Origin of the sequence: Erythrobacter colymbi (genome assembly GCF_002155685.1) — a bacterium.
Lineage (GTDB): Bacteria > Pseudomonadota > Alphaproteobacteria > Sphingomonadales > Sphingomonadaceae > Erythrobacter > Erythrobacter colymbi.
Window position 1 is genome coordinate 527958 of the sequence record NZ_MUYK01000001.1, and the last position, 13922, is coordinate 541879.

Consider the following 13922-nt stretch of genomic DNA (forward strand, 5'->3'; position numbering starts at 1 on the left):
CTTGCAGCGCGCAACGCGCGCAAACCCCTGTTATCGCGGGGCTAGCGGGGAACCAGTGAATTTAGTGCAAAAGCTGTACGCTCAGCCGGGAAGGCGCGTTGCGAGCGCCTCGCCCATGCGCAGCGGATCGCCGGGCTTCAAGTCGTCGCGCCATGCCACGCGGCCCGGCTCGAACAGCAGGACGACGGTGGAGCCGAGGTAGAAGCGGCCCATCTCGTCGCCCGCCGCAAAGCTGCGGCCTTGCCCGGCGAAGTCCTCGTGGACGGGCGCGGAGACATGGGTGCGGAAGCGGTTGGGCCACACCGTGTCGATCCCGGCGACGATCATCGCACCCACCATGATGCTGGCGAAATGCCCGTCCGGCCCGTCGAAGCGGCACGAGAGGCGCTCGTTGCGTGCGAACAGCCGGTCGACCCCCGCAGCGGTGGCGGTGTTGACCGAGTAGAGGTCGCCCGGAATGTAGGTGGTCTCGGCCAGCGTGCCGGCGGCGGGCATGTGGACGCGGTGGTAGTCCTTGGGGGAGAGATAGATCGTGATGAAGCTCCCGCCCTCGAACCGCGCGGCTTCTTCCGCCCCGCAGCCGAGGATTTCGGCCACCGAGTAATCACGCCCCTTGGCCTGAATGATCCGCCCGCCGCTGACCGGGCCGAGCTGGCTCACCGCGCCATCGGCAGGCGAGAGGATGAAGCGCTCCGCATCGGCCAGCGGACGCGCGCCGGGCTTCAATTCGCGGGTGAAGAAATCGTTGAAGCTCGCGAATTCCCCGATCCCGCGCGCGGCCTGCGACAGATCGACGCCATAGGCCGCGACGAAGCGGCGGATCAGCGCGTCGCGCAGCCACGGTGTCTCGCTCGACGCGATGCGCCCGGCAAGGCGCGAGAGGGCGTGTTGCGGGACGATGTGCTGGAGCGCGATGAACAGGTCGGACATGGGCACGTGCGCTAGGGGCCTCGGCGCGCGGGCGCAAGTTAGAGCGTTGGCGTCTGCCCGCCGTCGACCTTGATCGCGCTGCCCGTGATGAAGCTTGCGCGCGGGGAGGCGAGGAAGGCGGCGATGTCGCCGAACTCCTCCGGCCGCCCGAGCCTTCCGGCGGGAATCGCCGCGATCGAGCGGGCGGTGACCTGCGCCGCCTCGAGCTCCTGCGCCGCGGCCATCCCGGCGTGGAGGCTGGTCAGCCGGTCGGTCGCGATCTGGCCGGGGAGCAGCAGGTTCACCGTCACGCCGTCCGCCGCGACCTCGTTCGCCAGCGTCTTGCACCAGGAGGCGAGCATCGCGCGCACCGCGTTCGACAAGACAAGCCCGGCGATGGGCGTGACGAGGCTGGTCGAGGCGACTGCCAGAACCCGCCCGAACCCGCGCGCGCGCATATCGGGCAGGAATTCCTGCGCGAGGGTGAGCTGGGCGTTGAACATCCGCGGCAGCACCGCGGCGAAATCGGCCGGGGTGGTGCTCGCCGCGCCGCCCACCGGCGGGCCGCCCGCGTTGAGCACGAGGATATCGGGCGAGGCGCCGCCCGCGCGCACCCGGTCGATGATCGCCTGCGGAGCTTCGGGCGCGTCGAGATCGGCGTGGATGTGGAGCCGCCCCGGCAGCCCCGCGCCCGAGCGCGCCACGGTGATGACGCCCGCGCCCTCCGCCGCCAGAGCCTCGGCAATCGCGCGCCCCAGCCCCTTGCTCGCGCCGAGCACCAGCGCGGTCTTGCCTTCGAGCCCTAGATCCATGTCTCTCGTCCTTTCGCCATCACGCCTGCCCGAATGTCACAGCCTGCGCGCCTGATCAAATGCGTGGGACTTGCTTCGCTTAGGGCGCGGCAGCGGCGATCAGCGGGGCGTAGCGGGCCGCATCATAGGGCGTGAACCGCTCGGCGCCGGCGAGTTCGGGCCAGCCTTGCGCAATCCCCTGCGCTGCCGCGCGCGTCTCCGCGTTCTCGCTTGCGAGGCTTGTGGCAAGCTGCGCACAATCGAGGCGGGGAGAGGGGCGGCACACCACCGGGCCGGAGGGCAGAGGCTCGGACCGCCAGATTTCCACTGGCGGCGCGGCGGCGTCGGGATTGGCCTCCCGCCACTTGCGCCACGGCGTTTCGGCCAGTGCCGCCAGATCGGCGTTCCCCGCGATCAGCGTCGCCAGCGCCGCCTCGTGCGAGCCGGCATAGGTGATTGCGAGCGAGTGGGGCGCACCCGCCTTCGCCTCGGCCAGCGCGGCCAGCTGGACGAGGCCGCCCGAGGTCGATCCGCGCAGAACCGCCGCCAATCGCAGACCGGGAGCGGCTTCGGCCACATCCGCGAGTCCCCCCACGTCCAGCCCCGCGCGGGCGAGCAGCACCGCGCGATAGCGGTCCTGCACGGCGGCAGAAGGCTGCAAGGTCGCCAGCGGCACCAGCCCGGGCGTGCGCGCCGCGCCGAGCCATGCGCCGAGATTGAGCACCGCAACATCGACCACGCCCGCAGCCACCGCAGCGGCGATCGCGTCGGGGTCCTTGTAGAGCCGGACCTCGACCGGCTGGCCCGCCGCGTCCTCGACCACGTCAGCGAGCGGCGCGAGCGCAAGCGCGCGGTCGATGCCGGGGTAGGCGTAGCTTCCGAGCACCAGCGGCGCTTCTTGCGCGGCGGCGGCGGGAAGCGCGAGGGCGGCGAGGAGCGCGCCTGTCAGGCGGAAAAGCGTGCGCAGGCGGTTCATGGTGGCGGCTCCAACGTTGAGCAAGCCCTTCGCTTCGCTCGGGAGTTTTCGCGTGAACCCGTCCCCCGGACGGGTTCATCTAGCGAAAACTGGTGGGCGGTAACGGGCTCGAACCGCTGACCCTCTCGGTGTAAACGAGATGCTCTACCAACTGAGCTAACCGCCCCACGGCGCGTGGGCTCCGGCGGTTTAGCGGTGTCGGCGGCGGGGTCAAGCTGGTAGAAGGCGCATCCGATGGCCATTTTCACCCAGCTCAACGATGGCACCCCGGTCTGCATCCGCCGCGTCCGCCGCGAGGACGAGGCGCGGCTGAAGCAGGGCATCGCGCAGCTTTCGCCGCAGTCGCGCTATCTGCGGTTCTTTTCGGGGATGCGCGAGGCGCCGCCCCATGTGCTGCGCGCGCTCGCGTCGCCCGACGGGCACGACCACCTCGCCTGGGGTGCGCTCAGGAGCGATCTGCCGGAGACGCCTGCCCTCGGCGTGGTCCACGCCTTCCGCGACAAGGACGACCCCGAGGCCGCCGAATTCTCGGTCGCGGTGGTCGATGCCTATCACGGCAAGGGCCTCGCGCGGCTGCTGACTGCGGTGCTGCTGCTCGATTGCGCGCGCGAGGGGTACGAGCATTTCACCGTCCATGTCCTCCCCGAAAACCGCCCGGCGCTGGCGCTGGCACGCTCCCTCGGGGCGAAGGGGGTGGGGTACGAGAGCGGGGTGACCGAGATGGCGATCGACATCGAGGACGCGCTCGCTGCGCTGCGTGCGGAAAGTGACGTGCCGGGGCTGGCGGCGGTGTTCGAACAGTTCGGCGATGAACAGCTAGGCGAGGGCGCGTGCGGCGGCTAGGGGCGGGCGCATGAGCACCCGCACCCCCCGCATCCTCGTCCTCGGCACCGGCGGCACGATTGCTGGCGCGGGCGCAGGCGGGACGGGTGCGGCCTATCGCCCCGGCGGGTTGTCGCTGGAGGTGCTGGTCGGCCACCTCGCGGCGCTCGGGCTCGCCGCGGAACTGGTGCCGCAGGAGATCGCCCGCATCGGCTCGCAGGACATCGGGTTCGCGGAGTGGCAGGCGCTCCACGCGGCCTGTCTGGGGGCGATGGACGACCCCGCGATTGACGCGGTGATCATCACCCACGGCACCGATACGGCGGAGGAGACGGGCTTCCTGCTCGACCTGACGCTCCCCACCACCAAGCCCGTAATCCTCGTCGGCGCGATGCGCCCCGCGGATGCCGTGGGCGCGGACGGGATGCGCAACTTCGCCAATGCGGTGAAGGTGGCGAGCGATCCGGTCGCGGGCGGGCGCGGGGTGATGCTGGTGATGGGCGATGCGGTGCTGGCCGTCCGCGATGCGCGCAAATCCGCGACCAGCGCCATCGACGCCTTCCGCACTTTCCCGAGAGGGCCGCTCGCCCGCGTCACCCCCTCGAGCCTCGACTGGTTCGGCCCCGCGCACCGCACCGGAGAGGCAGCACGCTATCCCTTCCCGGCGGAGCTGCCCCGCGTTGCGATCCTCACCGCCGGGGCGGGGATGGACGCCAAGCCGGTCGAGGCGCTGCTCGGCATCGGCGCGAAGGGGATCGTGCTCGCCGGGATGGGACAGGGCAATGCGCCCGCCGTGGTGCTGGAGGCCCTCGCCCGCGCGGCGGCTTCGGGCGTGCCGGTGGTGCGCGCCTCGCGGGTCGACGAGGGGCTGGTCGACCGCAATGTCGAGGTGGACGACGATGCCCTCGGACTGGTCGCCGCGCGTGCCCTCGGCCCAGCCCGCGCGCGGGTGCTGCTGATGGTGCTGGTGGCGAATGGGGTTACCGACGCGGCGGCAGTGCAGGCGGCGTTTGACGCGGGGTGAGGGGTTGGCGCTCGCGCGATCGATGCCTCACGCCCCGTGGTGAACGCGGCCGCACGCTGCTACAGCAATGGCATGGATGCAGATAACGCCCCGATCCCCAAGCGCTATGCCGTGGCGCGCCGGTGGCAATGGCCTGCGGCCATCGGGTGCGGCCTTTTCGCCCTGACCTGCTTCATCGGTTGGCCGCTCGGCTATTTCTGGCCGTCGGCCGTGGGGCTGGTCCTCTTCATTCCCGCGATCATGGTGTTCAACATCACATGCCACTCTTGCGGCTACCCCGCGTTCGGGGACTTCCGGGATGACGAGCGGGTGAGACGCGACGACCGCTTCTGGACGCGTGTCTGGGGGAAGCAATATGGCGGCGCCCATTTGCCGCTCCGGTCCGAATGTTCCAAATGCGGGACGCGCTTCGTTGAGGAATAGCGCAAGATAAGTGACCGGTGTCGCGGTGATGCAGGCGGCGTTTGGCGGGTGAGGAGGGAACGCTAACTTCCGCGTGTCTCCTGCCAATGGCTGAGGGTCGGCTATCGACCCCAAAGCGGTCATTTATCCTCACTTGTCTAGGGATGCTTCACAAGCCGCTATTGCATCAGAAATCGAAGCAAGCATGTGCGGCCCTAATGTGGAAATGCTCTTCCAGTTTCGCAGGCGCGGTAGCAGGGATGGGTGCGCTGCTAGCCTCGCTGCTTCGAAAGTGCCTAAAGCGCACTCCTCTCCACTGAGTTCTCTTTCAATCAATGGCAAGACGAGGTTTTTGTCGCGCATCGCCAGGCCTTCAAGTGCCTCAGCACGAACCGAAGAATCCGTGTCTTCAGCCGCGAAAAGCAATGCCGAACGGACCGCTGGGGTATCGATCTCCTGCATTGCTAGCAGCATCGTCGCCCAGTCGCGATTAGACACGTCATTGTCTCGCGTGAGGGAGATGAGCAGCATCAAATTCTGCTCGGCAAAGTTACTTCCGCTCAGCGGAACTTGACCGTTCGCTATGCTGCAAAGGAAATCAGAGCTGGGGAGGTAGTCGTCATCCACTGTGATGACTTACCTTAAATCGCCCAGTTTCCGCAATCCACCCACTTGCGGTCATTCGGGCGTCGTTTTTCGATCGCTGAAAGCTGCCATTCGGGTTGTGCTCGAAACGTCGCAATCCCCGTCGCCCCGTGTCAAGCACGGGACGACGATGGAGGGGAGGCTCTATTCCCCCTCCTCTTCAGAGGAGGGGCAGGGGTGGTGGCGCGGCGCGCCAGCGTCGCGCTTTGCGGCGGGCACCACCCCGCTGCGACCAGGCCCGGATCAAGTCCGGGCCAAGTCTCGCGACCCTCCTCTCAAGAGGAGGGTGGGACATCGCCCCTCACCCCCAGGGCGTGACCAGGTACTTCTCGCCGGTCTTCATCTGGCGGTAGTCGGTGATCGCTGCCTTCTCGAGCATCCCCTCCAGCGTCACCTTCGCCTTGTAATGCGAGGCGAAGGTGGTGGTGAGCTTCGCCTGCACCCGCGCGCGCATCCGGGCGGCAGTTTCGAAGCCGGCGCGCTGGAGGAAGGGCGTCAGCAGCCAGCCGGCGATGCTCCACTGGAGGCCATAGGACGGCGTCAGCACGGTCGGCGACAGGTCGAGGCGGCCGTAGATGTACATCTTCTTCTGCTGGTTCGAGCCATAGCGCGAGAACTCGCTCATCTGGCTGACCGCGACCTGCTCCATCGCCTTCAGCACCCCGTCGCTCGCCTGCCCGCCGCCGATCGGGTCGAAGCCGAGGAAGGCGCCGGTCTCGGCGATCGCGGCGCGCAGGTCGGCCATGTAGGTGGGGGCCGAGGAGTCCACGACATAGGTCGCGCCCTGCGCCTTGAGCATCGCCACGTGCTCGGGCTTGCGCACGATGTTGACCAGCTTCATCCCGTCCTCGATGCAGATGCGGTTGAGCATCTGGCCGAGGTTCGAGGCGGCGGCGAGGTGGACGATGGCGGAATGCCCTTCCATCTTCGCGGTCTCGACGAAGCCCAGCGCGGTCATCGGGTTGACGAAGCTGGAGGCGCCGACCTCGGAGGAATGCTCGCCGAGCGGCAGGCACATCATCGCATCGGCAATCGCATATTGCGAGAAGGCGGTGCCCGGCACGCAGGCGACGCGCTGGCCGACGAGGCTCTTGGCATAGTCGCTGTCGCCCGCCGCGATCACCGTGCCCGCGCCTTCGTTGCCCGCCGGAAGCCGCTGGCCGTGGCGCGCCTTGTTGCCGGTGAGGAAGGGCTCGGGCATGGTCGCGACGACCTTGCCGGGGGTGTATTCGGCGGTCTCGAAGTCGGCCGCGCTGGTGAGGATCGCGAGATCGGACGGGTTGATGGGGGCGGCTTCCATCTTGACCAGCACCTGATTGCCCTTGGGCTCGGGGAACTGGCTTTCCGCCACTTCGAGCGTCAGCTTGCCGTCGGCGGTGAGGGTGGTGAAGAGCTGCTTTCCGGTGGTCATGGCGATCGTCTCCCTTTGTCGCTGGCGGGCCTAGGGTTTCTGGTTGCGCTTCGCAACCTTTGGCGAAGGCCCACCCCGCTGCGACTAGCGAGCAAGCTTGCCAGTCTCGCTCCCCTCCCGCCTGCGGGAGGGGTTAGGGGTGGGCACGAATCAGGGATAGGTCGCTTCGACGAAATAGAGCCCGTGCGGCGGGGCGTTGAGGCCGAGCGCATTGCGGTCGCGCGCCGCGAGCGCCTCGGCGATGCGGCTCTCGGGCCATGTGCCAGCGCCGACCAGCTTGAGGCATCCCACCATGCTCCTCACCTGATGGTGAAGGAACGAGCGCGCGGCGGCGTGGATGTGGATTTCCTCGCCGACCCGTTCGACGTCGAGCCGGTCGAGCGACTTCACCGGATCGGCGGCCTGGCAATGGACCGAGCGGAAGGTGGTGAAATCATGACGCCCGACCAGCGCCTGCGCGGCGCGGTGCATGGCCTCGGCGTCGAGCGGCTGGGGCACGTGCCACGCCTTGTCCCTGAGCAGCGTCAACGGCGCGCGGCGGTTCACGATGCGGTAGAGATAGCGCCGCCCGGTGCAGGAAAAGCGCGCATGCCAGTCGTCCGGCACCACCTCGCAGGCCGTGACCGCGACCGGATCGGGGCGCAGCTGGGCGTTGACCGCCGCCATCAGCCGGAAGGGATCGAAGGGCTTTGCGATGTCCACATGGCTGCGCATCGCCAGCGCATGCACCCCCGCATCGGTGCGCCCGGCCGAGTGCATCACCACGCTCTCGCCCGTGATCCGCTGGAGCGCATCCTCGACCGATTGCTGCACGCTCGGCCCATGGCTCTGGCGTTGCAGCCCGAAAAACGGCGTGCCGTCGAATTCGAGGGTGAGGGCGAAGCGGGTCATGCTCCGCCCCTAGCCGTTCGTGTCGAGCGAAGTCGAGACACCTGTCTCCGGCCTCTCGACTGCGCTCGAGGCGAACGGATCAGGCAAGTGTGGTCCCGCTTGCCACCGGCCGCCCGCGCAGGAACTCGGCGCGGTCCAGCACAGGCTTGCCCGCGCGCTGGAGCCGCAGGGGGCGGATCGCGCGGAAGCCGCAGGCGATGGTGAAATCCTCGTCGAGCACGGTGCCGGGCGCACCGCTGGCGTCTGCCACCTCGGCGAGCAGCAGCTTCACGCGTTCGTCACCAAGCTCGAACCACGCGCCGGGGAAGGGGGCAAGGCCGCGCGCCAGCCGCTCGATCGCGGCGGCATCCTGCGCCCAGTCGATTTTCGCCTCCGCCTTGTCGATCTTGGGGGCATAGATCGCTTGGCTCTCGTCCTGCACCTCGGGCGGGAAGGCGGCGAGATCGGCGAGCACCTCGACCATCGCCGCCGCGCCCATCGCGCCCAGTTCCGCGAACAGCTCGCCCGTCGTCTTCGTCCCGACCGGCGTGCGCGCCTTGTGCAGCATCGGCCCGGTATCGAGCCCGGCCTCCATCTGCATGATGGTGACGCCCGTCTCGGCGTCGCCTGCCATCACCGCACGGTGGATCGGGGCCGCGCCGCGCCAGCGGGGCAGCAGCGAGGCGTGGATGTTGAGGCAGCCATGGCGCGGCGCATCGAGCACCGGCTGCGGCAGGATCAGGCCATAGGCCGCGACCACCGCGACATCGGCATCCAGCTCGGCGAATTCCGCCTGCGCCTCCACACCCCGCAGCGACACGGGCGAGCGCACCGGCACCCCCAGCCGCTCGGCCTCAAGCTGCACCGGAGAGGGCATCAGCTTCTTCCCCCGCCCGGCCGGACGCGGCGGCTGGGTGTAGACGCACACCACCTTGTGCCCCGCTTCATGCAGCGCGCGCAAAGCCGGAACCGCGAATTCCGGCGTCCCCATGAAGATGATGCGCATAAGCTTTGCCGCGAGCCTTTGTGAAGCGAAGCGCAGCCCCTATCTCTGACCCCATGGCATCGCAAGAGATCGAGGCATTGAGCGCCGCGCTCGCCCGCCTGCCGGGCCTCGGCCCGCGTTCGGCGCGGCGGGCGGTGCTGTGGCTGGTCAAGCACCGCGAGTCTGCGCTCCCCGCCCTGCTCGAGGCGCTCGCAGGGGTCGCCGAGACGCTGGTCGAGTGCCACATCTGCGGCAATGTCGACACCCGCGACCCCTGCGCCATCTGCGCCGATCCGCGCCGCGATGCGCGCGCGCTGTGCGTGGTGGAGGAGGTCTCCGACGTCTGGGCCTTGGACCGCGCGCGGCTCTTCCCCGGGCGTTACCACGTGCTCGGCGGGCGGCTCTCGGCGCTCGACGGCATCGGCCCCGAAGACCTCAACATCGCCAGCCTCCTCGCGCGCGTGGAAGCGGGCGGGATCGACGAGGTGGTGCTCGCCATGAACGCGACATTGGAGGGCCAGACCACCGCCCACTACCTCGCCGAGCGGCTCGACGCGCACCCCGTCCGCGTCACCCAGCTCGCCCACGGCCTGCCCGTCGGCGGCGAGCTCGACTATCTCGACGAGGGCACGCTGGCGCAGGCGCTACGGGCGCGGCGGCCCGTCGGCTGACATTCCCACCCCCAACCCCGATACCCGCCCCGGCGAAGGCCGGGGGCAAGCGGGAGGGGTGCGAGACTTGCCAGCTTGCTGGCTAGTCGCAGCGGGGTGGGCATCCGCGGCGTTGTAATTCGCGCCTCATCCGCCTATTTTGCCCCGCATGGCTATCCGCGAAATCCTTGAAGTGCCGGACCCCCGGCTTAAAACCGTCTCGACCCCGGTCGAACCCCACGAGTTCGGCCCCGAGCTCAACACGCTCGTCGAAGACATGTTCGAGACGATGTATGATGCCCCCGGTATCGGCCTTGCCGCGATCCAGGTCGGCGTGCCCAAGCGGGTGCTGGTGATCGATCTCCAGCCCGACGATCCCGACGCGCCGCCGGTCGAATGTTCGCATGACGGGCACAAGCACACGCACCCGGCCACGAAAAAGGAACCGCGGGTGTTCATCAACCCGGTGATCCTCGATCCGGCCAAGGAGCTGTCGACCTATCAGGAAGGCTGCCTCTCGGTCCCCGAGATCTACGCCGACGTCGATCGCCCGGCGACCTGCACGGTCCGCTATCAGGACCTCGAGGGCAACACCCACGAGGAACACCTCGAAGGCCTGCTCGCGACCTGCCTGCAGCACGAGATGGACCACCTCGAAGGCATCCTCTTTATCGACCACCTCTCGCGGTTGAAGCGGGCGATGGTGCTGAAGAAGCTGGAAAAGATCAGAAGGGCTGCCTAGCGCCATGACCGGCGGGTGGCCCGGATGGCTGAGCTACGCGCCGCTTGTCGTGTTGCTCGGCATGTTCGTGTGGTTCGTCACCAGCTGGGACCCTTACGCACCAAAGAAGCCGCAGACCCGCGCCCAGCATGTTCGGCAGGGCCTGTTCTGGATCCTGATGACGGCAAACTGGACGGTTTTGCTGGCCTACAAATGGCGTGATCCCGATGCGAGTCAGGCGTGGATCGTTCTCTATTCGGTGGCCGCCGGCGCGGGTGCGATCGAAGCGTTACGCTGGCTGCTGAAAGCACGCCGCATTCCGGCGGAGGGCGACGCCGAACGCTCATCCTCCCCGCCCCGGACTTGATCCGGGGCCCAGCTTTCCTGTCGGAAATCGCATCGCGGCCTCTGGCGTTCTCCATTCGTTCCATGTAGGCTTGTCGAATGGACTCCGCGATTCTCTCGATCATTGCCCTGCTTGCCGGCGCCGCGCTCGGCTGGTTTCTTGCCTCGCGCCCGCTTGCCGATCTGCGCGCGCGGATTGCTGCGGGGGAGGCTGCTGCGGCCGAGCAGGAGGCGAAGTTCGCCCGCGCCATCGCCGAGCTGGGCGCAGCGCGGGTCGAGGTTGCAGCACTCGGTGAACGCGCCGCGCGTGCGGACGGACTGGCTCAGCAACTCGACGCCGCACGCGAGGAAAACGCCCGCTTCCGCGCCGAGCGCGCCGCCTTCGAGGAACAGAAGCGGCTGCTTGAGGAGTCGCGCACGAACCTGCTCAAGGAATTCGAGAATACGGGCGCACAGGTGCTCAACCGCGCACAGGAAGCCTTCCTCAAGCGCGCCGAGGAACGCCTCGGCCATTCCGAGAAGGCGAGCGAGGAGAAGATCAAGGCGCTGCTCTCGCCGGTGGGAGAAAAGCTGGCGAGTTACGAAAAGCAGGTCGCCGATCTCGAAGCCAAGCGCACCGATGCCTTCGGGCAGCTCGCGGGGCTGATCCAGTCGATGCGCGAAGGCCAGGAGCAGGTCCGGCGCGAGGCGCAGCGGCTCGGCAATTCGCTCACCAATGCCCCCAAGGCGCGCGGGCGCTGGGGGGAGCGGGCGCTGCAGAACCTGCTCGAGCAATGCGGGCTCGCGCAGCACACTGACTTCGTGATGGAGCACTCGATCGACACCGAGGACGGCCGCCTGCGTCCCGATGCGATCGTGCGCATTCCGGGCGGCAAGGTGCTGGTGATCGATTCCAAGGTCTCGCTCAACGCCTATCAGGAGGCTTTCGAGGCCACCGACGACGAAGCCCGCGCCCGCGCGCTCGCCGATCATGTGCGCTCGATGCGCAATCACGTGCAGACGCTGGGCACCAAGTCCTACCAGTCGCAGTTCGAGGACGCGCCCGATTACGTGGTGATGTTCGTCCCCGGCGAGCATTTCGTTGCCGCCGCGCTCGAGGCCGATCCGGACCTCTGGAACTTCGCCTTCGACAAGCGCGTGCTGCTGGCGACGCCGACCAACCTCGTGGCGATCGCGCGCACCGTGGCGCAGGTGTGGCGGCAGGACGGCCTCGCCAAGGAAGCGCAGGAAATCGGCCGGATGGGCGCCGAGCTCTATGATCGCCTCGCCACCGCCGCCGAACATCTCAAGCGCGTCGGCGGGGGGCTGGAAAGCGCGGTCAACAACTACAACAAGTTCGTCGGCTCCTTCGAGCGCAACGTGCTGTCCTCCGGCCGGCGACTGGCCGAGAAGGGCGTCGAGATCGGCAAGCGCGAGATCGACGAGGTGCCTCTGGTGGCGAGCGCGCCGCGCTACAATGCCGAGGATGTTGCAGCGCTCGAAGCGCCTGATAAGGATGACGAAAGCGCAAAGCGCGACGCGGCGGAGTAGGGCGGATGGGTAGCGGGGCACAGGGCTGGCAGCTGGCGCAGATCAACATCGGCAAGCTGCTTGCGCCCGAGGGCGATCCCCGCGTGCAGCCTTTCTTCGACGCGCTCGACAAGGTGAACGCCATAGCCGATGCCTCGCCCGGTTTCGTCTGGCGGCTGCAATCGGACAGCGGCAACGCGACCGATTTCGACGTCGCCTCCGATCCGCTGCTGCTCGTCAACATGTCAGTGTGGCAGGATGCGGAAAGCCTGTTCGACTTCGTCTACCGCTCGGGCCACACGCCCGAAATGGCGCGGCGGCGCGAGTATTTCCACCGCTTCGAGAGCGCCTATCAGGCCCTCTGGTGGGTGCCCGCAGGCCACCGCCCGAGCATTGACGAGGGCCTCTCGCGCCTGTGGATGCTCGACCGCTACGGCCCGACCCTGCAGAGCTTCACCTTCAAGGCGCGCTTCCCGCAGCCGGGCGAGGGCACGCCGCCGGTCGATATGAAGCCAGACCCGTGGTGCATCGGCAACGCGTGAGCGACGGCTTTCCTACTGCGCCGGATGTCGCCATTCTCCGGGCTGGCTCTTTCGCATCGTCCGCCCCCTGACCCCGGCCAGTTTGCGTTTTCGCGCGCGCACTCCGTGTCCGTCCGCTTGCGGCAATGATCGCCAAGCAACGAAAAAAACGAGGAAAATTGCTCGGGAACAAAGCGGACAGGGTGTCCGCTTTGTCCGCCTTATGCGTCGAGCGCGGCCAGCACCTCGTAGGCCAGCACCGCGCCCGCGACCGCCGCGTTCAGCGAATCCGCGCGGCCTTTCATCGGCATGGTGACCCTGAGGTCGCAGGCCAATTCGTAATCCTCGGGCAGCCCTTGCGATTCGTTGCCCACCAGAATGAAGCACGGCGCCTGATACGGAGCCCCGCGATAGGGCACCGCATCCCGCAGCGAAGCGGCGACCAGCTGGCCTTCTCCCGCACGCAGCCACTCCACAAAATCCTCCCACCGCGCCTGTGCCAGCCCTACGGTGAAGACCGCCCCCATGCTCGCGCGCACGGCTTCGGCGCTGAAGGGATCGGCGCAGTCGTCGATCAGGATCAGGCCGCCCGCACCCACCGCGTCGCAGGTGCGCAGCATCGTGCCGAGGTTGCCCGGATCGCGCAAAGCCTGCGCGGCAAGCCAGATCGGCGCGGCGCTGCGGTCGAGCCGCTCCAGCGAGGTGTCCCACTCGTCGAACACCCCGGCGACCGCCTGCGCGTTCTCCTTGCCGGTGATCTTGGAGAGGATGTCGGGAGTGGTCGCGATCACCTCGCCGCCCGCCGCCATGACGTCGGCCTCGAGCCGTTCGAGCAGCGGATGCGCGCGCCCCTCGGCCATCACCAGCGTCTGCGGCACGCGGCCCGAGGCGCGCGCGTCCTCGAGCAGGCGCAGCCCCTCGACCAGGAACTGGCCCGCGCGCTTGCGGTGCTTCTTGTCCCGCAAGGACCGCAGGTACTTGACCGTCGGGTTCGAAAATCCGGTGATGTGCTTGCGCATGGGCGGCCGCCTAGCGCAGCGCGGGCGCGGGCACTAGTCCTCGCCGAAGCCGTCGGCGACCAGCGCGATGAGGTCGGCGAGCACGGCCTCGGCCCCGTCACCCTCGACCGCGACCTCGACGGTGTCGCCCTTGGCCGCGCCGAGCATCATCAGCCCGAGGATCGATCCGCCCGCCGCGCTGTGCGGCGCTTTCGACACGGTCACCTTCACGCCCTCCGGCAGCGCGGCGACTGCCCCCACGAACTTGGCGCTTGCCCGGGCGTGCAGGCCCCGGCGGTTGACGATGGTGACGCTCTGCCTTGCCTCCCCCACGGCAGCCTCC

The 13922-nt window shown here is 68.5% G+C and carries 17 protein-coding genes and 1 tRNA gene; 8 read left to right on the forward strand and 10 right to left on the reverse strand.

All coding sequences use genetic code 11. The features are described from left to right. Positions 1–81 precede the first annotated feature (81 nt). The 4 genes from asd to BZF57_RS02375 form a co-directional block, all read right to left on the reverse strand. Positions 82–930 (reverse strand): archaetidylserine decarboxylase, encoded by an 849-nt coding sequence (gene asd, locus BZF57_RS02360; protein WP_086734195.1) that lies wholly within the window; start codon positions 928–930, stop codon positions 82–84. Positions 931–968: 38 nt separating this feature from the next. Continuing rightward, a complete protein-coding gene (locus BZF57_RS02365) occupies positions 969–1721 on the reverse strand; it encodes an SDR family oxidoreductase (RefSeq protein WP_086734197.1) in 753 nt (250 codons plus the stop codon). 79 nt (positions 1722–1800) lie between these two features. Further along, positions 1801–2676 carry a phosphate/phosphite/phosphonate ABC transporter substrate-binding protein gene (locus BZF57_RS02370; protein ID WP_086734199.1) on the reverse strand — a complete coding sequence of 292 codons (876 nt, stop codon included), beginning with the start codon at positions 2674–2676 and terminating at the stop codon, positions 1801–1803. Positions 2677–2766: 90 nt separating this feature from the next. Next, positions 2767–2842, reverse strand: a tRNA-Val gene (locus tag BZF57_RS02375). 68 nt (positions 2843–2910) lie between these two features. On the opposite strand from BZF57_RS02375, the gene BZF57_RS02380 reads away from it, so the two are divergent. From BZF57_RS02380 to BZF57_RS02390, 3 genes are read left to right on the forward strand one after another with little or no spacing between them, the layout of a single operon-like run. Then, entirely contained in the window at positions 2911–3519 is a 609-nt protein-coding gene (locus BZF57_RS02380; RefSeq protein ID WP_086734201.1) for a GNAT family N-acetyltransferase, read from the forward strand. Between the two features lie 10 nt (positions 3520–3529). Further along, on the forward strand, positions 3530–4522 hold the full coding sequence (locus BZF57_RS02385) for an asparaginase (protein ID WP_086734203.1): 993 nt from the start codon (positions 3530–3532) through the stop codon (positions 4520–4522). A gap of 39 nt (positions 4523–4561) precedes the next feature. After that, a complete protein-coding gene (locus BZF57_RS02390; RefSeq protein ID WP_143738312.1) occupies positions 4562–4945 on the forward strand; it encodes a hypothetical protein in 384 nt (127 codons plus the stop codon). Positions 4946–5074: 129 nt separating this feature from the next. On the opposite strand, the gene BZF57_RS20555 is transcribed toward BZF57_RS02390, so the two are convergent. The 4 genes from BZF57_RS20555 to fmt form a co-directional block, all read right to left on the reverse strand. Continuing rightward, the gene (locus BZF57_RS20555) at positions 5075–5551 is read right to left on the reverse strand and encodes a HEAT repeat domain-containing protein (protein ID WP_143738315.1); all 477 of its coding nucleotides are present in this window, start codon (positions 5549–5551) and stop codon (positions 5075–5077) included. Between the two features lie 319 nt (positions 5552–5870). Continuing rightward, positions 5871–6980 (reverse strand): zinc-binding dehydrogenase, encoded by a 1110-nt coding sequence (locus BZF57_RS02395; protein WP_086734207.1) that lies wholly within the window; start codon positions 6978–6980, stop codon positions 5871–5873. Between the two features lie 150 nt (positions 6981–7130). Then, positions 7131–7871, reverse strand: a complete 741-nt coding sequence (gene truA, locus BZF57_RS02400; protein ID WP_086734209.1) for a tRNA pseudouridine(38-40) synthase TruA — start codon at positions 7869–7871, stop codon at positions 7131–7133. Between the two features lie 79 nt (positions 7872–7950). Then, positions 7951–8856, reverse strand: a complete 906-nt coding sequence (gene fmt / locus BZF57_RS02405; RefSeq protein WP_086734211.1) for a methionyl-tRNA formyltransferase — start codon at positions 8854–8856, stop codon at positions 7951–7953. 53 nt (positions 8857–8909) lie between these two features. On the opposite strand from fmt, the gene recR reads away from it, so the two are divergent. The 5 genes from recR (at position 8910) to BZF57_RS02430 (ending at position 12602) form a co-directional block, all read left to right on the forward strand. Then, on the forward strand, positions 8910–9506 hold the full coding sequence (gene recR, locus BZF57_RS02410) for a recombination mediator RecR (protein WP_086734213.1): 597 nt from the start codon (positions 8910–8912) through the stop codon (positions 9504–9506). Positions 9507–9654: 148 nt separating this feature from the next. Further along, on the forward strand, positions 9655–10227 hold the full coding sequence (locus BZF57_RS02415; RefSeq protein WP_086734215.1) for a peptide deformylase: 573 nt from the start codon (positions 9655–9657) through the stop codon (positions 10225–10227). 4 nt (positions 10228–10231) lie between these two features. Beyond that, positions 10232–10573 (forward strand): hypothetical protein, encoded by a 342-nt coding sequence (locus BZF57_RS02420; protein WP_086734217.1) that lies wholly within the window; start codon positions 10232–10234, stop codon positions 10571–10573. Between the two features lie 77 nt (positions 10574–10650). Continuing rightward, on the forward strand, positions 10651–12081 hold the full coding sequence (locus tag BZF57_RS02425; RefSeq protein WP_086734219.1) for a DNA recombination protein RmuC: 1431 nt from the start codon (positions 10651–10653) through the stop codon (positions 12079–12081). 5 nt (positions 12082–12086) lie between these two features. Beyond that, positions 12087–12602: a DUF3291 domain-containing protein gene (locus BZF57_RS02430; protein WP_086734221.1), complete on the forward strand. Its 516-nt coding sequence runs from the start codon at positions 12087–12089 to the stop codon at positions 12600–12602. 200 nt (positions 12603–12802) lie between these two features. Here BZF57_RS02430 and BZF57_RS02435 read toward each other — a convergent pair whose 3' ends face one another. Further along, positions 12803–13600, reverse strand: a complete 798-nt coding sequence (locus BZF57_RS02435; protein WP_086734223.1) for a TrmH family RNA methyltransferase — start codon at positions 13598–13600, stop codon at positions 12803–12805. A gap of 33 nt (positions 13601–13633) precedes the next feature. After that, positions 13634–13912, reverse strand: a complete 279-nt coding sequence (locus BZF57_RS02440) for an HPr family phosphocarrier protein (RefSeq protein WP_086734226.1) — start codon at positions 13910–13912, stop codon at positions 13634–13636. Between the last annotated feature and the right edge of the window lie 10 nt (positions 13913–13922).